Here is a 26,249-nt window from a genome sequence, read left to right as displayed (position 1 = left end):
AGCACCTACAACGCCTGCCGCAGAAGGAACGCCACTTCATCAGCTGAAATATCACGAGGGTTGGTAATCATACAAGCATCCAGAAGCGCTATTTCGCTAATGACAGGAATGGCTGATTCTTCAAAACCCATTTCTGATAATGTAAGCGGCGCACCTATATCAACCGCAAGTTTTCTTACATGACTGACCGCTTTTTCACAGGCCTCCGATACACAAAGTGAACTCACATTTTCACCCATCAACTCAGCAATCGTCCTGAATTTTTCCGGTGCAGCCAACGCATTAAACTCCATAACATGAGGAAGCAGAACAGCATTGATATCACCGTGTAAAAAAAGATAACGGCCGCCTATAGTATGCGCCATCGCATGTGCAGCGCCGAGGATTGCGTTGGAAAAAGCGAGTCCGGCGTGAAGACTTGCCATCGCCATCTTTTCTTTTGCTTCCATGTTATACCGTGATGCAACAGATGGTCTGAGAAATTGCGAGGACAACATGATGGCATTTTTCGCATGAACATCGGTTAGCGGTGTAGCGGCAATGCTGACGAATGATTCAATAGCATGTGTCAACACATCAAGCCCAGTGGAAGCGGTAAGACGAGCACTTTTTGTCGCCAGTACATCGGGATCGATAATCGCGATATCCGGCACTAAAGACTTTGAAACGATGGTCATTTTTATATGCCGTTCGCTATCCACGATGACAGAAAATTGAGATACTTCGGAACCTGAGCCAGCTGTTGTCGACACCATAACTAATGGAGGAAGTGGTTTTGTGATGCGGTCTACCCCTTCATAATCGCGGACTTGTCCACCATTCGTCACCAGTATGGCTGCCGCCTTTGCAATATCTATGGCACTGCCGCCACCGACTCCGATGAACGCATCGCATTCATTGTCACGATAAACTTTTGCACACATTTCGGCTTCTGTCTCTTTGGGGTTCACACTGATATTAGAAAAAAGTACGAAAGCGAGCCCCGCTTCCTGACAACTTTCTTCAACACTCTTCAACCAGCCCGCATCAATTACTCCCTGATCTGTCACGATCAGCACGTTGCGAGCACCGAGGCGTACACAACTTTCACCGACTTGTTTGATGGAACCGCTTCCAAAAATGACTTCCGGCATAACGAATTTGAACATATTGAAACACCTCTTATTTGTTTTACTATTCTATCTATTATAACATCATTTTCTAGAAGTTAACTATTGTAATCCTGCCAAGAGCTGGATCCTACCATTAAGTTAACGAAACTCTGTCCATCATGACTGGTATCCCAATTTTAATGAATGAATTGTGTGGGCCTGTTACCTTAAATGCACTGTTGCGGTGCTCATATATATATTTGTGCTAGCGTCTAGCACTCGTTATACTTTTCTTAATGAAAGGAGACAGAGATGAAGCAAAAATGGGAACAACACGGACTTAAGTTTATAGCGTTTGCGGCATTTATATTTTTGATTATCGTAAACTATGGAAATTGGCAAGAGCATCAGGAGTTCATGGAAGAGGCGAGTCAACATCCGACGGAAAAACAAATCTTTCGGAAATACGTAGTTCTTGATCTGTTGCAAGGTCCGCATTTTTCAGTACAATTGGCAGCCTTGCCTGAAAGCAGTGTGCCTACAAAATACAATTCATCGATCATCAGAATTGACCAGGAATTATTTGAGCAAGTGGAAGTTGGAGACAATATTGCTGGGTATTCGGCTGATGGAAAGTTTTATACGGGAGAAATGTTGAAGGAAGAAGAGCGCTGGTTCTATCTATTATTGACATTCTTTAGTCTGTATCCAGTAGGCTATCTAGTGTATTGGTTAATGAAAATTAATACGATTCAACAGTTTGTCAGGCAAATTGGTAAACAATCATTTATAAATAAGACTGGCAATCTTCTTTTCTCTTTCATCTTTTTTGGGATTGTCGGGATTATTCTTCTCTTCTCGCTGACAGAATGGAAAAACGTATGGGAAAACGGCTATGAAAAGTTTTTCGGCACCCATCACGCGGAAACGACGGCGCTCATTATCGACCGCGATGTGGACTGGAATTCCTCTCTACACGGGGATCACGAATACTATCTTTCCTTGATGTATAAACCAGATAACCAAGACAGCATATTTATCGCCAAAGGAGTAACATGGCATACCTACCATAAGTATCAGGAAGAAATGCCAATCATTTATAACACGGAGAACCCATACCAAGTATTTGCAAAAGAAATTGATCCACAAGATATTTTTTTCATCTTGGCGGCTGACACAGTTACCATCATAACGGTTTCGCTAATTTTGGTAATCCTCCTAAGCATACTTCTGTATCTTCTTTGGAAACGGAGACAAAAACGTAAGTTGATTGTTAAAAGTAAAAAATGATAGTCGTTTGAACCTATAAAGAGATCAAACAGAATTTGGCTGGCAGAGTCGGATTCAATACCGTCTTTCTGCCAGCCAAATCACTAATATTATTTAAATTTCTTCACAGACCAATTGTATGAGCAGGGGCTGAATTGTATAGAGACCTCCGTACTCGTCAGCTCTTTAGAAAGAAGCTTACTAAAAAAATGTTCTATAATCTAATCGATCGATTAAAGGACAACTTTTGGGTCATTCTTTTTTCAGAGTATTAGTATCCATTACTCTTTTTAAATCCCCAGGTATACTCGGCAGTGGGCAGTGGCCACCATCCACTTTCCTGCTAGGGTTTGCCCATAGGAAGCCGCATCTAGATGTTAATTCTGATCCGTTTCAACGATATCAAAAGCTTGCCGGTTTGCTGATCAGAATAGCCTGGATGTGCATTAAGCGTTCGGCCGCTGTCTATCTGTTATTGGCAACGTATAAATCGGTGACTGTGGATCGCACAATTCACACACAAAAATAGCACGAACCATTTAAGAGGTTCGTGCTATAATTCTTCACGCCTGACGAAATCTGTTTCCTCTTTTAATAACTTTGCACGCCCGCTGTTCCCGATATTATAGCAATACCATTGCTCGTGCCCACTCTGGAGACTCCAAGTTCCTTATATTTCTGAAACTGATCTCGCGTCCGGATACCCCCAGAAGCCTTTACACGTACATGTTCGCCGGAATTTTCAACCATGAGCTGCACAGCTTCCAAGGTGGCACCACCAGAGCCAAAACCTGTTGAGGTTTTAATAAAATCCAGCCCTACCTCCTTCGCAAGGATAGATAACTCTTCAATCTCGGCAGGTGTTAAATAACATACTTCAAATATGCATTTAACGACCACATCAGGTCTTTCCTCTTTTAATCTCGCAAGTGCTTCCATTTCCTCTTTTACAAAAAGAAAGTCTTTGTTTTTGACTGCACTAATATTTAGGACGTAATCAATTTCTTCCGCACCATCTTCTATTGCCTGCTCTGCTTCAAGCCGCTTAATCGAAAGCTTATTAGCACCTAGTGGAAAGCCTACTACTGTACATACCTTGACTCCAGTGTCTTTTAATAGATCGACACAGATAGGAACATAGAAAGGATTCACACAAACAGTAGCAAAATGATGTTCTGATGCTTCTTTGCATAATTGCTCAATTTGTTCTTTCGTTGCCTCTGCCTTCAATAACGTATGATCGATATATTCATGAATAGCTGTCACTCTTGACCTCACCGCTTTCTTTTAAAAAATGTTCTACTTGTTCTTTATGCGGCATAGCAGGTGCTGTTCCTAATTTCGTGACGCAAAGTGCTGCTACGGCATTTGCATAACGAATGGATTCTTTCAATTCCTTGCCTGCTGCCAAGCTATGAGCGAGGCCACCACTGAAGGCGTCCCCGGCTCCTGTTGTGTCTATGGCATGGACTGAAAAAGCCGGAATTAATTCACCTGTTCCCTCACCTGTATAGAGATAGACACCTTGTTTCCCCATTGTAATAATAATATGAGGAATCCCCATTTCATATATTCTCTCTGCAGCTTTTCTAGCGGATAATTCATCTATCACCTTAATCCCACTGAGCTCAGAAGCTTCGATTTCATTAGGGGTAATATAAGAAACTTTGGTCAATAGTTCTTTCGGAAAATCTCTGTAAGGCGCTGGATTTAAAATTAACGGCACATGGTGCTTAGAAGCAAGCTCGATCGTTGTTTGAATTGCTTCCATACTCGTTTCGAATTGAACTAAGGCAATATCTGATCCTTTAAACTTCTCTTCAGTTGCGTATACATCTTCTTTTGTGATTTTTCCGCAAGCCCCTAGTGCAACCGCAATGCTGTTCTCACTGTGTTGATCTACAATGATTTGTGCAGTCCCTGTTATTTCAGTTGGGTCCTGTTTAATGTAATCAACATTCATACCTTCGTTTTTAAAATATTGCAATGCCTGCTCTCCAAATATGTCAGTTCCCAATTTGGTCATATACGTTACGTGTGATCCGCTACGTGCCGCCGCGGTCGCTTGGTTTGCCCCTTTACCGCCAGGTCCCATTTGAAACGGTCCACCTAATACGGTTTCACCAGGCTTCGGTAAATGCGGAGTCAGTGTCATTAAATCTGTAACATAGCTTCCTATTACGATTACATTTGCCATATTCTCACCTAATTTTTATTTAGTTTTGATCTGATCTACGTTGTCTGCTGTTACTAAGTTAGAATCTAAGATTACTTCCTTCTCCACATCTTCGCCGTCAGAAATTTTGATAGCTGTATCTATAGCTTCTTTCCCTAAGAAGAAAGGCGGTTCTGCGATCGTTGCATTCATCTTGCCCGCGCGAATTGCATCCATTGATGGATCAATAGCGTCACAGCCAATTAAGACAATTTCATCTACGCGGCCAGCTGCTTCAATTGCTGCTAATGCTCCTAACGCCATTTCATCATTTGCAGCGTAGACTCCATCAATTTCTTTATTCGCTTGTAAAATATCTTCCATCACTTTCATCGCTTCTCCTCTGTCAAAATTGGCTGATTGACGAGCAATGACTTTAAAGTCAGGATTTTCTTCTACGATTTGGTTAAATCCTTCACTCCGAAGTTGTCCCACATTTGTACCAAGAATTCCTTGAATCTCAACAATATTACCTTTGCCGCCCAATGTCTCACTCATGTAATTGCCCGCAATATTTCCAGACTTAATTGCATCGAATCCGATATGAGTTGCTACATCTCCACCGTTTGATTGGCGATCGACTGTAAAGACAGGGATATCTGAATCGTTGGCTTTCTTAACCGCCTGTGCAATCGCATCGCTATCAGCTGGATCAATAATAAGAATATCAATATTTTGTTGAAGCAAGTTTTCCACGTCAGCAAGCTGTTTTCCTGGGTCGTTTTGTGCGTCTGTCACGACAATATCAATATCTTGTTCTTTCGCTTGTGCTTCTGCGCCTTCTTTTACAGCTACAAAAAATGGATTGTTCAACGTATTCATAGAAAGACCGACTTTTAACTTGTCATTTGGACCTTTTTCTTTTTCCGATTTACCTGAGGCTTCATCGTCCATACTGCAGCCAACCAACAGCGCTAGTGTCAATAAAACAGCAAGCATACTTATTAATTTTTTCATCCTTTTCTCTCCTTATGATCGTTTTAATTTAGAGAATCTACTGTCTATTAAAACAGCAATTAAGATAACAAGCCCCTTTGCGATATTCTGATAAAATGGCGAGACGTTCATTAGATTTAATAAGTTATCAAGCACCCCCATAATCAAGGCCCCGATTAACGTCCCAACGACTCCTCCTTTCCCGCCCGCTAAGCTTGTACCTCCGATGATAACGGCGGCAATTGCATCCAATTCTATTCCTGTACCGGCTGTCGGTTGAGCCGACATGAGTCTAGATGTATAAATAATGGCAGAGATAGCTGATAGAAAACCCGCAATACCGAATACTGCAACTTTTATGGATCGAACCCTGATACCAGCTAATATAGCTGCTTCTTCATTACCCCCTATCGCGTAAATATATCTTCCAAAACTTGTGTATCTCAATATCCAAAACATCAGGCCAATAATTACAAACATAATAATAATCGGCACTGGGATTCCAAAAATTCGTCCACTTCCGATAAAGCGAAATGCTTCATTGCTAACAACAAGCGGATAACCTTTTGTATAGACAAGGGTCATTCCCCTAGCGATTACCATAATAGCGAGCGTGGCAATGAAAGATGGAACCCCGAAATTCGAGACAATGACCCCGTTAACTAAACCGAACAACAAGCCGACAACTGTAGAAGCAAGGATAGCGACCCATAAAGGCAATCCTGCAGTTAATACACCGGCCAATATTGCTCCGGAAAAGGCCATCACTGCACCGACTGATAAATCGATTCCAGCTATTAAAATAACCAACGTCATTCCGGTAGCAATAATTGCAATAATAGACACCTGTCTTAAAACGTTCATAATATTGCTTGTCGTGAAAAACGCGTCAGATAGAAAACCTGCCACAATACAAAGTAGGAAAAAAATTAGTACAACCCGATATTTTTCCAGAAAACTAAGCCAGTCTATTTTATTTAAACTTTGTCTTTTTTCCTGTTTACTGACTGTTACATCATTAGACATGTAATTCGCCTCCTGCTGCATATTGGAATATCGTTTCCTGATCAAAATGTTCCTTGTCCAATTCAGCTGTAATAGTACCTTCACTCATAACCAATATGCGATGGCTTAACCCTAGTAACTCCGGCATATCAGAGGATATTAAAACAATCGCAATTCCTTGTTCTGCAAGCTCTTTCATGATTTGATATATCTCTGCTTTTGCCCCAATATCAATACCCCTTGTCGGTTCATTTAAAATTAAAACGTCAGGATCCATTTGCAGCCATTTTCCAAGCACTACCTTTTGCTGGTTTCCGCCGCTAAGCGTGCCAACTTCTACAGAGGAATGATGCACTTTAATATTTAAGGCTTTAATCCATCGATCAACAATTTTTTCTTTATTACGTTTATGCAAAACACCAAAAAACGAAATTCTTCGATAAGAAGGGAGCAGCAAGTTTTCATAAACGGACATTCCTAAGACCAAGCCTTCATCTTTTCGGTCATCGGTAACAAGTGCAATTCCCGCATCGATTGCTTCGCGCGGTGTATTAACTGTCTTTCCACCAACCTTTATAGTTCCCTCTTTGTGAGGATAAAGACCAAACAGTGCTTTCGAAAGGGGAGTTTTCCCAGAACCCATTAAACCGGCTATCCCAAGAATTTCTCCTTTTTTTATAGTGAAATTGATATCATGTAAGTATCCCTTTACAGACAAGCGCTCTACCGTTAACGCGGACTCCCCGTATGGTCCTTGAAGCTTAGGGAATAAGTCCGTTAATTCCCGACCAACCATCATTGTGACCATTTGATGCCTAGTAATATTTTTAATGGATTCACTTCCAATGTACTTACCATCACGCAGGACAGAAATTCGATCCGCTACCTCTTCCACTTCCTCTAATCGGTGGGTAATAAAGATGACACCAAACCCTTGCTTTTTTAAATCTCTCATAATATTTAGTAACTTCTCTGTTTCTTCTTCATTCAAAGTTGCCGTCGGCTCGTCCATAATAATAATATTCGATTCAAATGAAAGTGCCTTGGCAATTTCCACTAGCTGCTGCTCTGCAATGGACAGATTAGCCAACAGAGTATCAGGAGATAATGCTGTTAGCCCAACCTTCTCCAGCCATTGTCTCGTCTCATCCCGCAAACGTCTTCTGTCTATTACCCCGGTAATTAATCTGGGTTCTCTACCCAAAAAGATATTTTCGGCTACACTCATATGCGGTACTAAATTAAACTCCTGATAGATGATACTAATACCCAACTCCTGAGAGTGTTTTGGTCCATGGATTGATACTTCCTTTCCATTAATCTTAATTTGACCGCTGCTCGGCTGATGAACGCCGGCTAATACTTTCATCAACGTCGACTTGCCTGCTCCATTTTCACCAAGTAATGCTAAAATTTCTGAACGCTTCACATGAATAGATACTCCGTCTAATGCTTTCACTCCAGGAAATTCTTTTGAAATTCCGACCATTTCTAAAACTGCCTGCTCCATATGCGCACCTCCTTGGCCCTTAGTAAGCAACGCCCGCAACCAAGATTATATTTGCGTAAGATGTAAACTCTCCAGACCGTATGGCACCTCGAACATGCGCCGTTTTTTCTTTGAATCTAATATGGGGAACATATTCAACCGGCACGTTAGGAAATCGCTTCAGAATCGCTTCATTCATCTCCGGACTACTAGTTTTTATCTCTTCCGCTAAGATAATTCCTTCTACTAATAAATCCTCTACCACTGTGTCAAGAACATCAAGAAATCTTGGAACTCCTTCTTTTAATGCCAAATCAATCCGATGTGGAATACCCACCGGAATCGGCAGACCTGCGTCTGTTACAACAATCGTATCGGTATGACCTGTCTCTGTGAGCAATTGATTCAAAGTTGGGTGTAAAATTGATCCTTTTCTCATGATGATCAGCTCCTTTTATGATTCAGCCGTATATTTCCTATACGGCAAGATTCTCTAATTTTTAATTCTGGTGACAATAAGTAATTCCGGGGCGAAAAGACTTCATTTGCAAGAATTCGCTCATGTAACAATTGAAATGCCAACTCCCCTAATGCATTCATAGGTCTGGAAACAACAGATAGTTTTGGTTTAGTAAAAGTCGCAATTTCTATATCATCAAAACCTATAAATGCTACCTCTTCTCCAAGCCTCCATTCCAGATCTTGTAACGCTTTTATGCAACCAATAGACATTAAATTGTTTGAAGAGAAAATGGCAGTCGGCCTAACTTCTAATTCATTTAGAGTACGTGTAGCAGAATAACCCCCTTCTTCAGAAAAGCTACCTTGTACGACAAATTGATCATTGAGTGGAATCTCATAATCCGAAAGCGCTTTCAAGTAACCTGCAAAGCGATCTCGTCCCGGTGTCGTGCTATGCGGTCCGCAAATAATAGCAATATCTTGGTGCCCTTGCAGGATTAATTGCTTGGTAGCTTGATAGGCTCCATCAATATTGTCAATTAGAACAGAATCAAAATTATATTCATTGATCCTTCTATCTAGTGCCACAACCGGAATACCTTGTTCTTGTAAAATTTGAAACTGTTTTCCATATTCATCTGCTGTTGTGATGACTACCCCATCGACTCCCCGCTCCACTAAAATATTAATAATCTCACTTTCAACAATCGGTGATTCACTTGTGTTACTCAACATCGTGTAATAGCCTTTTTTTCTAGCTTGCTGTTCAATCCCGGATACAACGAGAGGGAAAAACGGGTTATTAATATCAGGAATTATAATTCCAATCATTTTCGTTTCTTTCTTTTTCATACTTCGGGCAACCGCGTTTCGGACATAGCCCAGCTCCTTGATCGCGTGTACAATCCTTTTTTCTGTTTCTGCCCGTACACCGCCCTGATTATTGATAACTCTAGAAACTGTTGCAATAGACACACTCGCATGCTTTGCCACATCTTGAATAGTTGGTTTTGACTCAGTACGCATAAACAAATACCTCCAAAAACTCTCTATATGTAAACGTTTAGATTTTTTAAAACATTTTTTTATAGATTTCCGATGACTTTTCAACGTTTAGTATATTAAAATGTAAACGTTTAGATTCATTGATTTATATCTTAACATTCATTTAAAATATTCACAATACTATATTAAATTTAAATAACTTTGAAAAAATCACCGTAATTATTTCAAAGTTATCCTATAGGATTCTTAATTTTCTCTAACAGTTAAGTTTAAGAAAGCCTCATTAAGACTTTATCCCACGGAACCTTTCATAAGTAATTACTAAATTACATTTGCTGATTATCCTAATATTAATGATATAAACATAGAAAAAAGGACACCTTTTCTGATACGATGATTAGCGTCCAAATTAATATCAGTATCCAAGAAAGATGTCTCTATGAAAATAATTGTATTCAATTCCTCACAATCCTCTTACTTAAGAGTTTAAACAGTCTCTTCTCTGACATTTTGAAAATATAAACATCACACAATTTAAGTGGTTGAAAGACATGCATATGCGAGGAGCCCCTAACCGATCGTTCGATAGAGGGCTTCATCCTACTCAACAAGATCTCGAAAAGAGTGGTGAACAATCGGATATTTTTTAGTTATTCAGCTTTCTATCACAGAAAGAAGATAATAAAGCTCACTAACCAGGCATATGCAACTGAACAAAAGTCCCCACTTGAGAAAGTTGTTCCAGTCTGGCAATCCCCCATTGTGAACCGAAGGCATGTTTGATTCTTTTATCTACATTATTTAAACCGATTCTTGTGGTGTGACCTTTTCCTTTGGATAGTGGAATACTCGTGGAATTTTCTTCAATCCCCACGCCGTCATCTATTACATTGATAATGATTTTTTCTTTCTCTGTGTAAGCTTCTACAATTATTGTTATAGCATCGCCAGTGCTTTCAAATCCATGAACAATTGAGTTTTCAACGATTGGCTGCAAAGTAAATATCGGAATTTTATAATCTAACAGATGATCTTCTATGTTTATTACAATCTTAATTTGATCACGGTAGCGTGTTTGTTGGATGGAAAGATAATATTCGAGGTGTTCAATTTCTTCCTTTAGCGGAATAAGCTGATCTATATTGCGCAGGCTGTAACGTAAGATTTTCCCTAATGAATACGTTACAGCCTCGGTTTGTTTTGCGTTTTCCGTATAGGCTAACCGTGAAATCGTATTCAATGTATTAAAAAGAAAGTGCGGATTAACTTGAGATTGGAGTACTTTTAATTGAGTATCCTTTAGCATTTTCTCCAATTCAGAGCGGTGCTGTAACTCTTCCAACAGCTTTATATTATTCAGCGATAATTCTTGTGCTGTTAAATGGGCATCGCCCAACTTCACTATGTAGTTGGCGGTAACGAATAGCAGTTCGGCAATTGACTGGACTCGGCTTTTGTTTTTTCGATCTAATTGATCGAAGAATTTCTGCAGCATCTCTTGATCTAATGGCAAATCCGCCAAGTTCATCTCTATTTTTGGCAATTCCTCTAATTCCTCATCTTCTATAAGAACTTGTCCACAAAGAATCGAACCTAAATATTCGTCGCGCAGTATGATAGGCGCAGCAAAATCCACAAGGCCCGTATGGCAACGGTGAATAACCGGTCGTTTGCTCTCTGCTGCCAACTTGCCCACTTTATCGTCAGACAGTATACACCGCTTTTGTCCTTCGCTACATGAGCGAATATATTTACAAAAGGCAGTGAACTGACTCGGCTTGGTCACCGGCTCTCCTTGTGCATCACAAATTAATACTGCCACCCCCATCGCTTCAGCAAATTGCTCTTGCAGTTTTTGCAATTGGTCTATATCGACAAATTCTCGTAAGCTCTTTATCATATATACCACCTTTTTCTGAGTCAGTTCTGACGCTCTATATAATGCTATGAATATATGTCTTTTTCACTCGTTCTTTTTTCAGTAACTGCTCATTTTTCCGATAGTGGCTGGGCGGAATTCCTTCTTGTTTCCTAAAAACTCTAGTGAAATAATTAGAGTCAGAAAACCCGCAAAGTCGGCTAATCTCCGTGATCGTATATTGAGAATCAAGCAACAATTCCTTCGACTTCTCTAGACGTGTAGATGTAATATATTCGGTAAGCGATCGATCCATTTTTTGTTTGAATAAGCGACTAAGATATTGTGGATGAAGATGAACGAGCTGTGAAAGTTCATTCAGTGTCAGCTTATCCTCTAAATGACCTTTTATATAAGTGATCAACTGTTCAATAACTTCAGTAGATGGAGTTTCTATTTCTTGTATATCTGTACTTTCTACAACTTTTGTCAAAGACCCCACCAACTCTTCTGGACGAACTGGTTTTAATAAATAGTCTTCTACACCGATCTTAATGGTTTGCAATGCATAGTCGAACTCATTAAATGCAGTTAGAAATATGATTTTAATCTCCGGATTTATTTTCTTAATGAGCTTAGCGGCAGTAAGACCATCCATTTTAGGCATCTTGATATCTATTAACAGGACATCAATAAGAGTAGTACTTGCAATATCTACGGCCAGTAAACCATTCTTAGCTTCCAAACATTCAATAAAACCAAGATTACTTTTTTTTACAATATCGAGCAAAACTTCTCTTTCAAGGGGTTCATCGTCGACAACTAATAATTTTATCGATCTCTCCTCCTTACTCGAACTATTTAGCTCCTTCCATTATAGACTATATTATGAATTCAGACAATTCAAGAAACCCTCCAGTCTATTTCATGTAAACCAACAGGAGGGTTAAGGAAATATATTAAGTTGATTATACAAGACCAGCTTCTGCAACCTCAGTATCCTCAGCGACTGAACCTCCGCTGACGCCTATGCCTCCGATAATTCGATCACCACTCTTTATAGGAATTCCACCTCCAAACACTACAATCTTTCCATTATTCGTAGTGTTAATTCCAAAAAGTTCTCCGCCAGGCTGTACTGCATCATACAATTGGGAAGTTGGCATTTGTAACGCAACGGCAGTCCATGCTTTATTTTGTGAAATATCAATACTAGCTAATAAGGATTGGTCCATTCGATGACATGCCAATAAATTCCCACCGCCATCTACAATGGTAATCACCATAGGAATCTTAATTTCTTTAGCTTTTTCTTCAGCCTGTTCAATCATTTTTTTAGCTATCTCTAAATTCAGTTCTGTCATCATACTCCTCCTCAAGAAATAATGGCAGGCCTTTTACTAATCGGGCAGTATTTTGTCCTGCTCTCCTGCCGTTTTGTTTTCTTTCTATTAAATAGGGACGATTAGGTAGTTTTTCATGAAAGATGGATATGTCATGTTCATTTCGGATTAAAATGCTGACTTGCAAAGAAGTAAAGCTGAATCCTTCATCTGAAATTTGTTTACATGCAAATGGAACTCCTTCTTCCTCAAGCCCTGCACATACTTCTTTGACAAGCAGTTGGTCTACTGATTCCGATAAGAAGACGGGGATGTATACTGTGGTGTGTTTCATATCCTATCATCACGCCTTTTCAAAGTAGATAAAACCAGCCCCGTTGCCACCGCATTCCTAGGTCCCTCTGTTCCTCTAATGTTTGCGAATCCTGCGACAATGCCATATTTAGATAACTCATTATTGATCATTTCCGGAATTTCAAAATCCAACGCGGATCCACCTAACATCACTACAAAAGAGATGTGTCTAATATTGTGGGTAGGGAGTACCTGCTCTAGTGCACGAATGGCGTTCGTAACAAATACTTTTCGTTTAGCCTCTCGTCGGATCGTACGAATCTTTTCCAGCGAATGGCGGATCGGCAAAGGAGTGATACCTTTCTCCTCTCGAATAACCACTTTTCCAAATGCTTCAGGTGGATGAGATTCCTCGGAAAACAAGTACGTCCCATCTTCCAATTGCATATGATAGAGACTTTGTAGTTTTCCAAGAGGATATTTCTTTATTTTCTCTGCCAGCTCAAGATCATGAAGCGATAGCTCCGTATTGATCAACAGAGTCACCATATCTCCAGCTCCTGCCAGGTGAACCGTTTGAATCATTCCATTTTCATCATTCGTCGCTGCATCCGTTGAACCGCCGCCCATGTCCAAGATGACGATTGGCTTTTCCGTTCCTGGCGTTGTCAGCGCTCCGGCTATCGCCATTTCTGCTTCAATTCCGCCTACTTCAACTAACACTCCAAGCTCTTTCTCCAATAATGAAGATACGGTTTGAATGGATGTCTTTTTAGTCTGCACCATCGAAGCGAGTCCCACTCCGCTTTCCATAGTGATTTCACCCGCCAGTGCTCCGCGAATAGAAGAAGGAATCTTTGTATCTACTGCAAGTAAATCTGTAATACGGATTTCATGCATATTTTGATCCGTTACTTCCGCCAGATCTTGGCGCAAACCATTTAACATCGCACCCGCATTCGTTCCCTGTTCACCTTGCACATCGTTCAACACACCTATTTTTTTATAGGATCCCATAATTTCATCTGCACCGTCATTGACGTCAACTTTCATACTCATCCTATTACCGATCATTGTGATGCTTCCCGATTCAATTTTCCGCTCTGCGATCTGCCCCGCCGGTGTCCGTATCACGACGGCTGAACGATTTCCGACCAATGATTTGGCAACAGGCGCTACTTGTTTCGTTTCTTCGGGGGTTAAATCAAATGCAGTAGAGAGTCCATAAGGGTTGCTGAGCATCCGAATGACATGTCCAGGAGGCGCCACTTCAATTGCTGCCTTTTTTCCTATCGGCACTTTATCAATCATGGCCACTTCATCTACGATAGGCACTTTCATTTGCAGGCGATTGTGGATTAAAACCCCGTCATCCTTCTGTACGATGACTCCTTTGATCTGGATCCCTTGTCTTTCAAATTTATTAAACTGATAGGCTACCCATTCATAATCGAATTTCTTTGACACTACTACAATATAGGGTTTATTTTCCTCGGCATGTTGCAGCAATTGCTCGATCAAAATGGTTTGACCAATCCCAATTCCTTCTCCCCCAGGCGTATCCGGATTATGACCGATCATAGAAGATTCCGTAATGATCGTCTCACTGATGACGTCCATGGCGAGATCGCCAATAACTGGTACTGCATCATTGATTCGAACTATATTAATCTCAGAAATAGTTCGATTAATTTTTGACATAGCTAGCTGCAGACATGATTTGATTCCTTTAATATTAGTAACCGTTCCTTTAATCCCAGTCGTCGGGACAAGATGCTGAGTTAAAAATACGGCCTCATTTCCGCATACTTCTACAATCGCTACCTCTGTTGATGAATTCCCAATATCTACTCCTGCGATCAGTTGCCTGCTCATTACTTATTCCTCTTCTATACGTAATAAGTTTCGTCGGCTATATACTTCAGCCGCCTCTTCTACTAACTTGGCGTTTTCAAACGCCTGATATTCACGCTTCAATTCATCAGCAATGGCCAGCAATTCTTCATGAGAGGAACGGTTGGGACGAAGAGCACTATAGATTTCGAGAATTCTTTCATCAGAAATCGAAATTAGTTCTGCAGCTCTTCTAAAATTTCTCCCTAATTGGTCTCGCTCTATACTCTCCGATATTTCCGCCTGCATAATTAAAGTTTCGGGGCTGATCCGTAAATCTTTACTCGAGATGTCTCCTTTTAACGCCGCTTCTAAAGTCAAGTCATCATAGGCTTTGTTCGTTGGCGTAAATAATACGTCTGTTCTTTTCTGTCCTAATGGGTAATCTTGTCTTGTCAATCGGCTCATACGGTTTCCTCCTCTGAAATGGTAAAGCTGTAGTCTACATTTACAGCTGGCTTGCCCCTTACAATTTCTTGCGCTTCTTTCAAGTGCAATATTGCTGCAATTGCCTGGTAGCGGGGCCTAGCCATCTGATCGTTTACAACCGGAACAGGATCAACGTTCTCTCCCCGTGCATATAAAGCGGCATTTCTACCGATATCACGATAGGTTTCAAGTGTAATCAGCGGTGATTGCGGAAAGAGTTCCAGATTGCTTAATGGATCTAAATCCCGTTGATGAATGATCGTAGTCCCCCTAGACTGAATGCCGATTCCTATTCCTGAGCCACTTAATTTAGCAGCAAGATGCCCAATAAATGCTAAGTCAGCAGTTTCAAAATTACGGATTACACGTGTTACACCGCCTTGTTCTTCAATCCCGGAGATAATTTCACGCAAGACTTCACTATGCTCTACGCTAACAATCGTCTTCGAAAGCGCTTTCCCAAAAGCCGGTGAAACAGCAATGATAACTTCTTTCGGATCCGATCCTTTAGCCGCTCGTGATTGATCATCCATTTGCATTTCAATTAAATATGAATAATTCATCTGATGACACCTCCTCAATACTCACTTGGACTGATTGCTTGGCGAATATTCTTGATTTCTTCCCATCTTTCCTCACTCATTCGATAACCGGTTCCCGGTCCTGTATAGTCATTTTCATTATTAACGGCACTCCGTACAATATTATTCTCATCAATTATTGCGGAAGTGTGTAAATAATCCCCCGCCACGCGTTGCTTAAGCATATTGAAAATTCTTTCTGCCACTTGATGATAGCCTCTATTAGCTAAAGCCAATGCCACATCCAATCCAGTAATTCCTTCTTTCAGTACACTCTCAGCAGCTTTTAAATCTTCCATCACATTTCGTTTCGGCATATCGTCGCTGCTATTCGCATACGTTGCCGCGTCGATCTCCTCTTCAGTGATCGCGGGAAAACCAAGCTCATCAAAAAGGACTTGCATCGTCTTAGCAGCTTGATAGCGGACTTCAATTACTTCGCTCTCTTCAACTGGCCGTAAACCACCGTCCACCATCATATCTCGTTGTATAATTAAAAAATCATCTAAATCGGATGAATCCATATTCGATCCAGCGAACATATTATCACTGTTCGGAACCGCACTATAACCTGAAAAGACAAAGTCTGTGCCAGGCAACATTTGACATAGCATCTTTGCACTGCGGCGTATTTCAGAGTGAGAAAAAGTTTGGTCATTTCCTGAAGCTACTTCTAAATCAAACATAGTCGTAGCCAAGTTTTCTGCCAATACTGCGCGAATTCCGCTTGGAACTGCAGCTGGAATCCCAATGCAACTAATCGAACCATTCTGCAGTCCCTGGACACCTGCGCCTTTTGCCATCATGATACAGCGAATTTCCAAGTACAACATCGACTTTCCTTCCGCACCTGCCATTTGTACTTCGGAACCCGTACCTGAAGTGAAACGCATCTTCGATCCCCGTGATGCATATGCAGATGCCAAGAATGACTTTGACCATGGGGTATCGTCTCCATCTTTAAAAACGGACTCTGTTCCGTAAATTGAAATCGTCTCTGCATACGTCGTCAAACCAAGCATCGCCAATCGTAATTCCGTTGCCTCTTCCAATGCATCTTGCGTCAAAATCCCGCCTCTGACAGTTTGGGAACCTACTAAAAGGGCAAGCGCATTAAATGGTGCATACCGCACAACTCCTACCGTCGTTTCCTGCTCATCAAATCCTCTTAACGCAGCTTCTGCCGCATCTGCCGCCATCAAGACAGGATTATCTCGAACATTTGTCACGTGACATTGATTGGAAGGTTTCTTTCTGGCCCGCATTTTTTGAAGCGCCATCATCATCTCTACCACATTTAATTGATTGAGCACCTCTACTATTTTGGCAGGGGTCAAACCTTTTACAATCGCTAATACTTCAGAACGTGACACATTGATATCTACTAATTTCCTTGCGATATCCACACTTTCCATGTTCATCATCTCGTTGGCAGTTGCAACATCAATTGTATAATCCGCAATAAATTGATCTAGCATATCAAAATCTTTACGCAGTTTTCCATCCAACTCGACAATGCGGCCATCCTGTATCTCAATAGACGGCGATGGATCATTCGGACTGGACATCGCAACAAATCCTTGTTCCGGCCACTCATGTACAAATCCATCCTTATTGACAGGTCGATCCTCCAACACTTGAAAACGCTTGGAACGTCTGACTGCGGTTGGGTTCGGTTTCATGCAAGCACTTCCTTTTCTAAATTTTCAATCTATTAAATTGATTATAAGCTATGTATATATTCATTGCTCTATAGAATCGATACTTGACTTAGGAATATCGATACTTTTTCAAACTGTGGATTAGCATTTTTCGGATGGGGTCGTTGGATATGTCTGGTGTTTAATTAATTGTAACCCTCAAAATTAACCACTTCTATCATCTAATTGTGTTTTATTTTGACTATTGCATCGTTTACCGTTGATTGAATTGGAGAATTCATCCATAGCACTTATTCTTATTACCTTTACTCTAGAGAAAAATAAAAAGGAGCCGCTCTGTTTTGAAGTGACCCCTAAAAAGTTAGAAGTTTATATTAAAAGGCTAGTTGGCTGGTGTGAAATCGGTATTGAACTGGACTCATGCCAACCATTTTTTGCTTGATACGTTCGTTGTTGTGATAATTGAGATAAGAATCGATATCTCTTTTAATTTTCTTATATGTGCGAAGCGAAGCGCCACGCCATAATACTTCTCCCGTTCCAAAAAAGCTGAAGATGTACTTGGCAATCTATTTATGTGCGTAATGGCAGTATGTTTATTCTCTATCCCCCGTAAACATCCACTCGTTTTTTGTCGCTTGATATGGAGCATCTGTAGACATGATATCTTAAGAGGAGAAAAGATTAACAATTTCTCTCTTTTACAAGGCGAAAATCTTACCACGCTCTCCACTTCATGTAAAGTGTTGATATACAAATAATACGCTGCTGAAACCTACTTCTTAAATTGCCACTAATACTTTAAAGGAACTTATTCACATGACAAGATTATATAATTAGCGATTCAGAAACGAAGGAGTAGTAATAAACAAATAATCTAAAGAACTGGAAATCCAATTAAAAAACATAGCTATTACACTATAAATTACTTTGAGTACAGTGTTGCTCACCCGTCCCTACCTAATTTCACTGAATATGATAGGTAGGAAGGAGGTGATAATATGGATTTCAATGATTTTTATCATCAACATGGAAAACAGAACTGCAATTGCAACAGCTGTTCACGTTGCTGGTCTTCAGAACGATGTAATTGTAAGCGTGGACCACGAGGGTGTCGGGGACCAAGAGGATATGAGGGACCTATTGGAGATACTGGTGCGAGAGGCCCGATTGGTCCTACTGGATCGACCGGAAGACGGGGAGCTACTGGGGCTACTGGGGCTACTGGGGCTACGGGTGCCACTGGAGACACCGGACCTATTGGACCTACCGGAGTTACCGGTGCCACGGGAGCTACGGGAGATATTGGACCAACTGGGCCTACGGGTGCTACGGGTGCTACGGGTGCTACGGGCGTAACGGGACCGACTGGAGCTACAGGGGCCACTGGAGCTACGGGTGCCACTGGAGCTACGGGTGCCACTGGAGACACCGGACCTATTGGACCTACCGGAGTTACCGGTGCCACGGGAGCGACGGGAGATATCGGACCGACTGGGCCTACGGGTGCTACGGGCGTAACGGGGCCGACTGGAGTTACAGGGGTTACAGGGGTTACAGGGGCTACTGGAGCTACGGGTGCCACTGGAGACACCGGACCTATTGGACCTACCGGAGTTACCGGTGCCACGGGAGCGACGGGAGATATTGGACCAACTGGGCCTACGGGTGCTACGGGTGCTACGGGTGCTACGGGCGTAACGGGACCGACTGGAGCTACAGGGGCCACTGGAGCTACGGGTGCCACAGGAGACACCGGACCTATTGGACCTACCGGAGTTACCGGTGCCACGGGAGCGACGGGAGATATCGGACCAACTGGGACGGGTGCTACGGGCAGGGCCGACTGGAGCTACAGGGGTTACAGGGGCTACTGGAGCTACGGGTGCCACAGGAGACACCGGACCTATTGGACCTACCGGAGTTACCGGTGCCACGGGAGCGACGGGAGATATTGGACCAACTGGGCCTACGGGTGCTACGGGCGTAACGGGGCCGACTGGAGCTACAGGGGTTACAGGGGCTACTGGAGCTACGGGTGCCACAGGAGACACCGGACCTATTGGACCTACCGGAGTTACTGGTGCCACGGGAGCGACCGGAGATATTGGACCTACTGGGCCTACGGGTGCTACGGGCGTAACGGGGCCGACTGGAGCTACTGGGGCTACGGGTGCCACAGGAGACACCGGACCTATTGGACCTACCGGAGTTACTGGTGCCACGGGAGCGACCGGAGATATTGGACCTACTGGGCCTACGGGTGCTACGGGCGTAACGGGGCCGACTGGAGCTACTGGGGCTACTGGAGCTACGGGTGCCACAGGAGACACCGGACCTATTGGACCTACCGGAGTTACCGGTGCCACGGGAGCGACGGGAGATATTGGACCTACTGGGCCTACGGGTGCGACGGGCGTAACGGGGCCGACTGGAGCTACTGGGGCTACGGGTGCCACAGGAGATACCGGACCTATTGGACCTACCGGAGTTACTGGTGCCACGGGAGCGACGGGAGATATTGGACCTACTGGGCCTACGGGTGCTACGGGCGTAACGGGGCCGACTGGAGCTACTGGGGCTACGGGTGCCACAGGAGATACCGGACCTATTGGACCTACCGGAGTTACCGGTGCCACGGGAGATATTGGACCAACTGGGCCTACGGGTGCTACGGGCGTAACGGGACCGACTGGAGCTACTGGGGCTACTGGAGCTACGGGTGCCACAGGAGACACCGGACCTATTGGACCTACCGGAGTTACTGGTGCCACGGGAGCTACAGGAGCTGCAGGTGGATTGTCCGAATTTGGGTATATTTACAACCTAACTCCTCAAACAGTAGCTATAGAGGCTGATGTTATGTTTGACTCAAACGGAATAATAACACCTGGAATTACGCATTCTCCAGGCACTACTCAAATTGTAATTACTACTCCGGGTTTCTACGAGGTTACTTTCTCCGTATCGGGCACAGAACCCAACCAATTCGCATTATTCTTAAATGGCGTGCTAGTTGCGGGAACAATCTACGGTTCTGGTGCAGGCACGCAGCAAAATAACGGTCAGGCTATAATCACCATCGCAGCTGGTGATGTTCTAACTCTTCGAAATCATTCGTCTGCAGCAGCAGTTGGCCTTGCTTCTCTGATAGGAGGCACACAAGCAAACGTAAATGCTTCCATAATCATTAAATTATTAAGTTAGTTCCGACTAAATATGGAACCAGAAGGAACAGGTACCAGACCCTAATATAATTTAGATACCATCCTGATTACTAAGTGGTGAGGGAAGCAATCTTCTAATTGATGTAGCCCTAAAAATTAGGGTTTTATATTGAGCAGCTAGTTGGCTGGTTCGAAGGCGGTATTAAACCCGATTTCTGCCGGCCGATTTCTGCTTGATGCGTTTATATCGTAATACCGAATATTAGACTCAATATCTAGTTTCAGATCCTCGTACGCGGAAAGGGGTTCGCGATAAAACATCTTTTGCTTCAATAATCCAGAGAAAATTTCCATGGGAGAATTGTTTAAAGAGCGGATACCAGCATTAAAGAGTCAAAGGAACGTTTGATGAGCTATTCGCATCAGCAGAGTTTTAATTGCGAAATGCACAGATAATCGCTATAAAGCATATCGAATTGACACCTAATCCGGTAGCGTTTATACTGAACATACAAAAAAATATACAACTTCCTTTAAGGGGAGTAGCTATAAAGCAAAGTCGTCAATACGGGATGTTAATCCCCGGCTTTGTTTACAACACTAGTTGTTTGCGAGACCTTACCGTTTATTTGGTGAGGTCTTTTATTTATTTAGAGGCGATATGACCAATAATTGGACATATCGCCTTTTTCATTTTTAATTTATTGGAGGTCAAACTTTGCAAAGCTATCAAGAACTTGCAAAAACAGTCACTATAAACAAGGAAAACCGTTTAATTCACTATGATGATTCGTTAATGCATATTGGAACAGGTAGAAGTGCATTTGTGTTTAGAATAAAATCCACCATGAAGGCAATTAAAGTATATTTCCCTGCCTTTTCTTATATCGCTAAAGAGGAAACCGACATTTATAAAAAGCTTCAAAACATCACGTATTATCCAGCTGTGTATGATTCAGGATCGAATTATATTGTGATGGATTATATAGAAGGCCATACTCTATTTGAGTGCTTGTCTAAAGGAGAAATCATAACGTCCGCCCATATTAAACAAATTGACGATGCACTATCTTTAGCAGCTGCAAGGGGTCTAAATCCATCCGATGTTCATTTGCGCAATATTATTGTCACTATTACTGGTGAGATAAAACTCATTGATGTTGCTCGTTTTAGACAAACAAAGGATTGCCGGCAATGGGATAATTTAAAAAGAGCCTACGTAAATTTTTATTGCAAACGTTTATTTCCAAAGAAGGTTTCTGCTCCATTTCTAAATTTCATTGCTATCCTATATAAAAAAAGGTGCATACCATTTTTTCGGGCATGAATAGATGTGGAATTCAAAAGCATTGAAATGGGTAAATGAGGTAATTCTTAGAAAAAGGAGAAAAGAACGATGAATGATTCTAGAGAATGGTTAACAGAAGAACTTAAAAAAGTACAAAATTGGGAGAACAATCAGAGTGATTTATGGTTTTGGGAAAAGCTAGGGCGTTTGCCGTTTAAAATAATTGATAAATGGACCCCTGATTTTATTCAACGTAAAATCGGTATACTCCTTGACGAACTCGGTCAGTACATACAAACAGGTGGGAGTTATTTAAGCTCAGTTTCTAAAATTTCCTCTTATTATCCGAACCTAGATGTGAGCACTTTAGCAAATGTAGAAAAGCTACCCGTTTCTACAATGGATGTCGCTGTCGAAAAAATTACGGGCAACAGAAAAAAACTTGCAACACTGCAAGGCGCGGGCACTGGCATTGGTGGCGTTTTCACATTGTCGATCGACATTCCACTATTGCTTAGTTTGCAACTAAAAACGTTGCAGGACATTGCAATTTGTTATGGATATGATCCAAATATTAAAGAAGAGCGTTTGTTCGTCGTAAAATGTATGCAATATGTCTCAGCCGACATTGTAGGCAAACAAGCCATCCTAACTCAATTGTCTCAATTTGATTCACCTGATGATGCTTTAAAACGTGAAATTTTATCTGAACTACAGGGCTGGCGTGAAGTGTTTTTTTCCTATCGAGATCAACTTGGTTGGAAAAAGTTTTTCCAAATGATTCCGATTGCAGGTCTCGTGTTTGGCGCCTTCATTAATCGTTCCGCTGTCAACGACATTGCCGAAGCAGGAAAAATGCTTTATCGAAAAAGAAGGATTGTTGAAAGGCTGGATATACTGCATGATTCAAGTGACTCCTTGTTTTCGGATGTTCGGTAGTGTTGAATAAAAACACGTATGAACGTATATGATTAGTGTGTCCACTTTTCTATTGAGGATAAAAGAAAAAAGGGTTATCTAATCTTACTCAAATGCACTCCATTGTAAATGTATATGACTTACTTTCCTACAGTTAATCAGATAGACATTGCACGCAGTTCAAAATGATATTTGAATAGTGTGACTCACAGATACATGTTTTTAGGATTCTGTTGCCTACTCAGTGTTCTATCCACTTTATGACCTTACATTAAATGCAGTCTGCAAAATTGTCTGCTAGAAAAATCCCTGAATCGTTAATCCGATTCAGGGATTTTAATTTCTCATGTAATTGAAATGATTTCCAACTCCCCATCATCCACGAGAGGAGTTGGAGGGGCTACCCACACTGCAATGACCAAATCAGGTACCTTTTCTCCGGCTACATTTATGACGCTGTATGTGATGGTATACATCCCGCTTTTAGTCGTATCAATTGCGGTTTGCGTATTCCCTGCAGCATCTTTAATCACAAATTGTACAGCAAACGATTTACCCGAGTCATCTATCGCTTTCACTTCCGGAAAGGTGAAATCTGCTCCATGGTCTAATCGGATTGTTTTTATTCCGTTATATTGCCAATTGAGCGTCTGAACAGGTGGTTGTTGAGCACCACTTTTTTGAACTGGCACTGGAACAGTGGATACTTTATATAGAAATGAAGCGAATTGGCCACGGGTTGTCGTATTTTTCGGATTAAATACAGATACTGCCGGATTGGTTATGTCGAAAAAGTCCAGAACGTCAATGAATGGCCGGGCTTCCAATTTTGCTTGTTCTTTGTCTCCCACGTCTTTTATGAAAGGCTGACTTTCCACATATGTCACGAGATCTGTGCTGTGGATGGCATCATATGCACGTATGAGAACGATAGCCATGTTTTCACGGGTAATATCACCTGCCGGATTAAGTTTTCCGTCGGCTTGACCATTGAAAACTCCATGGTCCTTCACTAATGCTGCATATTTTAGCAGTTCTTCATTCGATGAAGAGGTTAAATCGGAAAAGCGTGGCTTCGTTTGATAATCAGCCGGGATTTTGAATCCGAGAGAGACGAGCCATTTGCCCATCAGTTTAACCACATCGGAACGTGTCAACGATTTGTTGGGTTTATACGTTCCATCAGCATACCCTGAGACAATCCCTTGTTGAACGAGCGCATTAATTGAGCTCTCGTGTGAACTTCCTTTAATATCGGAGAATCCTTCCGCACTTGCCGTTATCGGTGCGAGGATCGGAATAGTTAATGCGGCAGAAGCGGCGAGCGCGGTGAATCTTTGATAACGTTTGGACATGCAATCGTTTCCTCCTAATAAGCCAAATAGACTATTATCTGTTATTATACTAACCTTCCACAGAATGTGCTAGTCATTTGGATTCTATAACTACTTTACTTCTGAGTAATATAGAGAGACAATTACTCTATGTTCATAGTAAAATAGTAGCCTAAATAATTATTAAAAGGAGACGCATCAGGTGGAAAAACGATACCTTTCTTTACGATATATGTTGTCTTATCTCATGGTGGCTTTTCTGGTCTTTATTTCTAGCGCTACCTACTCATTTGCAGAAACGATTGATACTTCTTCTAATGAATTGCTTGTGAAATACGCAGAGTTACCGCAGTCCATTGCGGCCCCCATTCCACTTCCTAATACAGCTGAACAAGTGGAAACAGTAACGTCCTCTGTTGAACTTCTTTCATTTCCTAATGAAATGGATTTAATGCAAGCGGCCGAGCAACTAGAGGAAAATCCATTCATTGTAGCAGTTGAACCAAACCACGAGCGAAGTGTCTCGGTCACCAATGATGTCTTTTATACTAATCAATGGTGGTTGCCGCATGTACAAGCCGAGCAGCTATGGCCGTTAGCCGCCAAACAGAAAAAGCAGGCAGTCGTAGCGGTCATTGATTCAGGAATTGACACGACTCATGAGGATTTAGTCGGACGAATTGCGCCGGGTGGCTTCAACTTTATCGATCAAACACAAAATATTCAAGATGTGAATGACCATGGAACGAGCGTAGCAGGTATCATTGCTGCCAACAGTAACAATCGAAAAGGCATTGCCGGTGTGATGGGGAGTTATGGTGTTTCCATTCTTCCATTAAAGACCGTGCATGATGACGGCAAATCAACGGTAGCGGATAACCTAAAAGCGATCGATTATGCCCTTCAACAAGGCGTCGATGTCATCAATATTAGCCAAGGGGGCACGTCACCTTCAACTATTGAACAAGATGCTATCCGCCGGGCAGTGAGGGTAGGTATCCCGATCGTCGCTTCTGCAGGGAATGATGCGTTAAAGGGCAACCCCACTATGTATCCAGCTGCGTATGATGAAGTAATTTCCGTTGGCTCCGTGAACCAACGGAATAGCCGATCCGATTTCTCAAATTATAATAACCAAGTCGATATCGTGGCACCTGGCGAACAAATTTATACGACCGGGATTTCCAATCACTATGTCATAGCGAACGGAACATCCTTTTCTGCTCCGATTGTCGCCGGAACGGTCGCCATGATGAAAGCTATCGTGCCAGAACTGTCGGTGAAGGAAATTACAGACGTCTTAACAAAAACCGCCAAAGATTTAGGTCCAGCTAGAAAAGATGCCGAATATGGTTTCGGTTTATTAAACAGCAAGCAAGCAAGTAAAGGCAGAACTCGAACAGTTATTGATTCAGAAACAAACCGTGCCGGTCACAGGAATTTCATTGAACCAGACAATGATACAACTACTTGCGGGTGAAGATGGAGATGTGGGTGAACAAACAGCATTGACAGCAACCATCACACCATCAAATGCAACCGATCGGAACGTGGTATGGACCTCTTCCCGACCAACAGTTGCTAGCGTCAGCCAATCAGGGATGGTGACCGCAGTCTCAAAAGGAGAAGCAATCATCACTGCTGAAACAGTCGATGGCAAGTATAAAGCGACAGCTAAAGTCATCGTGGATGCACCAAAACCATTCGTCGGCACATTTGCGGATCTAACCGTAAACACTTCAAAACAATTTGTTGTGAAGTTCAATAAACCGTTAGCCGAGGGCATGAATTATAAGAAGCACATTCAGATTTCAAAAAGGGCGGATGGACAACAGCCGATTACGACCTTTAACGTTACATTCAATCCCGCGGTTCCTGACCAGTTAATAATTGCACCGCAAAGTCGATGGGAACTGGGAACTTACTACCTGAACATTCGACAAGGGGTCCAGGCTAAAGACGGGAAATTACTGACTGAAAACGTAAATATGCGGTTTATTGTACGGTAGGA

24 protein-coding genes are annotated in these 26,249 nt (G+C 42.1%); 6 read left to right on the top strand and 18 right to left on the bottom strand.

From position 1 onward, the window contains the following. Positions 1-5: 5 nt before the first annotated feature. Positions 6-1,148: an iron-containing alcohol dehydrogenase gene (locus MKY93_RS03660; protein ID WP_340758285.1), complete on the bottom strand. Its 1,143-nt coding sequence runs from the start codon at positions 1,146-1,148 to the stop codon at positions 6-8. Positions 1,149-1,403: 255 nt separating this feature from the next. Between MKY93_RS03660 and MKY93_RS03655 the strand changes: the two genes are divergently transcribed. Then, positions 1,404-2,381 (top strand): hypothetical protein, encoded by a 978-nt coding sequence (locus MKY93_RS03655; protein ID WP_340758284.1) that lies wholly within the window; start codon positions 1,404-1,406, stop codon positions 2,379-2,381. 570 nt (positions 2,382-2,951) lie between these two features. On the opposite strand, the gene deoC is transcribed toward MKY93_RS03655, so the two are convergent. The 16 genes from deoC to MKY93_RS20405 all read right to left on the bottom strand — a co-directional run bounded on the left by deoC (position 2,952) and on the right by MKY93_RS20405 (position 18,088). Beyond that, the gene (gene deoC / locus MKY93_RS03650) at positions 2,952-3,626 is read right to left on the bottom strand and encodes a deoxyribose-phosphate aldolase (protein WP_221835476.1); all 675 of its coding nucleotides are present in this window, start codon (positions 3,624-3,626) and stop codon (positions 2,952-2,954) included. Next, positions 3,610-4,557, bottom strand: a complete 948-nt coding sequence (gene rbsK, locus MKY93_RS03645; RefSeq protein WP_078817111.1) for a ribokinase — start codon at positions 4,555-4,557, stop codon at positions 3,610-3,612. The genes deoC and rbsK overlap by 17 nt, the downstream gene beginning before the upstream one ends. A 15-nt stretch (positions 4,558-4,572) precedes the next feature. Then, positions 4,573-5,532: a substrate-binding domain-containing protein gene (locus MKY93_RS03640; RefSeq protein WP_340758283.1), complete on the bottom strand. Its 960-nt coding sequence runs from the start codon at positions 5,530-5,532 to the stop codon at positions 4,573-4,575. 12 nt (positions 5,533-5,544) lie between these two features. Further along, entirely contained in the window at positions 5,545-6,537 is a 993-nt protein-coding gene (locus MKY93_RS03635) for an ABC transporter permease (RefSeq protein WP_340758282.1), read from the bottom strand. Further along, positions 6,530-8,026, bottom strand: coding sequence for a sugar ABC transporter ATP-binding protein (locus MKY93_RS03630; RefSeq protein ID WP_340758281.1), 1,497 nt, complete (start codon positions 8,024-8,026; stop codon positions 6,530-6,532). The genes MKY93_RS03635 and MKY93_RS03630 overlap by 8 nt, the downstream gene beginning before the upstream one ends. Before the next feature lie 19 nt (positions 8,027-8,045). Beyond that, positions 8,046-8,444, bottom strand: a complete 399-nt coding sequence (rbsD, locus tag MKY93_RS03625; protein ID WP_340758280.1) for a D-ribose pyranase — start codon at positions 8,442-8,444, stop codon at positions 8,046-8,048. 5 nt (positions 8,445-8,449) lie between these two features. Then, positions 8,450-9,493: a LacI family DNA-binding transcriptional regulator gene (locus MKY93_RS03620; RefSeq protein WP_340758279.1), complete on the bottom strand. Its 1,044-nt coding sequence runs from the start codon at positions 9,491-9,493 to the stop codon at positions 8,450-8,452. Positions 9,494-10,163: 670 nt separating this feature from the next. Continuing rightward, on the bottom strand, positions 10,164-11,372 hold the full coding sequence (locus MKY93_RS03615) for a sensor histidine kinase (protein ID WP_340758278.1): 1,209 nt from the start codon (positions 11,370-11,372) through the stop codon (positions 10,164-10,166). Between the two features lie 34 nt (positions 11,373-11,406). Continuing rightward, positions 11,407-12,165 carry a response regulator transcription factor gene (locus MKY93_RS03610; protein ID WP_340760899.1) on the bottom strand — a complete coding sequence of 253 codons (759 nt, stop codon included), beginning with the start codon at positions 12,163-12,165 and terminating at the stop codon, positions 11,407-11,409. Positions 12,166-12,298: 133 nt separating this feature from the next. Next, positions 12,299-12,694, bottom strand: coding sequence for a GlcG/HbpS family heme-binding protein (locus tag MKY93_RS03605; RefSeq protein ID WP_340758277.1), 396 nt, complete (start codon positions 12,692-12,694; stop codon positions 12,299-12,301). Then, positions 12,666-13,007, bottom strand: coding sequence for a glycerol dehydratase reactivase beta/small subunit family protein (locus tag MKY93_RS03600; RefSeq protein ID WP_340758276.1), 342 nt, complete (start codon positions 13,005-13,007; stop codon positions 12,666-12,668). Before MKY93_RS03600 ends, MKY93_RS03605 begins: the two co-directional genes overlap by 29 nt. Beyond that, positions 13,004-14,842 (bottom strand): diol dehydratase reactivase subunit alpha, encoded by a 1,839-nt coding sequence (locus MKY93_RS03595; protein WP_340758275.1) that lies wholly within the window; start codon positions 14,840-14,842, stop codon positions 13,004-13,006. The genes MKY93_RS03600 and MKY93_RS03595 overlap by 4 nt, the downstream gene beginning before the upstream one ends. A 3-nt stretch (positions 14,843-14,845) precedes the next feature. Beyond that, entirely contained in the window at positions 14,846-15,268 is a 423-nt protein-coding gene (locus tag MKY93_RS03590; protein WP_340758274.1) for a diol dehydratase small subunit, read from the bottom strand. After that, positions 15,265-15,852, bottom strand: a complete 588-nt coding sequence (locus MKY93_RS03585; RefSeq protein WP_445683476.1) for a propanediol/glycerol family dehydratase medium subunit — start codon at positions 15,850-15,852, stop codon at positions 15,265-15,267. The genes MKY93_RS03590 and MKY93_RS03585 overlap by 4 nt, the downstream gene beginning before the upstream one ends. 14 nt (positions 15,853-15,866) lie before the next feature. Next, on the bottom strand, positions 15,867-17,552 hold the full coding sequence (locus MKY93_RS03580; protein ID WP_078817098.1) for a propanediol/glycerol family dehydratase large subunit: 1,686 nt from the start codon (positions 17,550-17,552) through the stop codon (positions 15,867-15,869). A gap of 353 nt (positions 17,553-17,905) precedes the next feature. Next, positions 17,906-18,088: an IS3 family transposase gene (locus tag MKY93_RS20405; protein WP_445683502.1), complete on the bottom strand. Its 183-nt coding sequence runs from the start codon at positions 18,086-18,088 to the stop codon at positions 17,906-17,908. 1,207 nt (positions 18,089-19,295) lie between these two features. On the opposite strand from MKY93_RS20405, the gene MKY93_RS03570 reads away from it, so the two are divergent. From MKY93_RS03570 to MKY93_RS03560, 3 genes are all read left to right on the top strand, one after another. Further along, positions 19,296-20,738 carry a BclA C-terminal domain-containing protein gene (locus tag MKY93_RS03570; RefSeq protein ID WP_445683475.1) on the top strand — a complete coding sequence of 481 codons (1,443 nt, stop codon included), beginning with the start codon at positions 19,296-19,298 and terminating at the stop codon, positions 20,736-20,738. Between the two features lie 678 nt (positions 20,739-21,416). Then, entirely contained in the window at positions 21,417-22,025 is a 609-nt protein-coding gene (locus tag MKY93_RS03565) for a protein kinase family protein (RefSeq protein WP_340758273.1), read from the top strand. A 69-nt stretch (positions 22,026-22,094) separates the two neighbouring features. After that, positions 22,095-22,925, top strand: coding sequence for an EcsC family protein (locus MKY93_RS03560; protein WP_340758272.1), 831 nt, complete (start codon positions 22,095-22,097; stop codon positions 22,923-22,925). A gap of 323 nt (positions 22,926-23,248) precedes the next feature. On the opposite strand, the gene MKY93_RS03555 is transcribed toward MKY93_RS03560, so the two are convergent. Beyond that, positions 23,249-24,259 carry an S-layer homology domain-containing protein gene (locus MKY93_RS03555; protein WP_340758271.1) on the bottom strand — a complete coding sequence of 337 codons (1,011 nt, stop codon included), beginning with the start codon at positions 24,257-24,259 and terminating at the stop codon, positions 23,249-23,251. Between the two features lie 181 nt (positions 24,260-24,440). On the opposite strand from MKY93_RS03555, the gene MKY93_RS03550 reads away from it, so the two are divergent. Further along, positions 24,441-25,718 carry a S8 family peptidase gene (locus MKY93_RS03550; protein WP_340758270.1) on the top strand — a complete coding sequence of 426 codons (1,278 nt, stop codon included), beginning with the start codon at positions 24,441-24,443 and terminating at the stop codon, positions 25,716-25,718. After that, positions 25,645-26,247 (top strand): Ig-like domain-containing protein, encoded by a 603-nt coding sequence (locus MKY93_RS03545; protein ID WP_340758269.1) that lies wholly within the window; start codon positions 25,645-25,647, stop codon positions 26,245-26,247. Before MKY93_RS03550 ends, MKY93_RS03545 begins: the two co-directional genes overlap by 74 nt. Positions 26,248-26,249: the final 2 nt, after the last annotated feature.

This window comes from Sporosarcina sp. FSL W7-1283 (genome assembly GCF_038003105.1).
In the GTDB taxonomy this organism is placed as follows: domain Bacteria; phylum Bacillota; class Bacilli; order Bacillales_A; family Planococcaceae; genus Sporosarcina; species Sporosarcina newyorkensis.
This window is presented reverse-complemented; position numbering and strand designations above follow the sequence as displayed.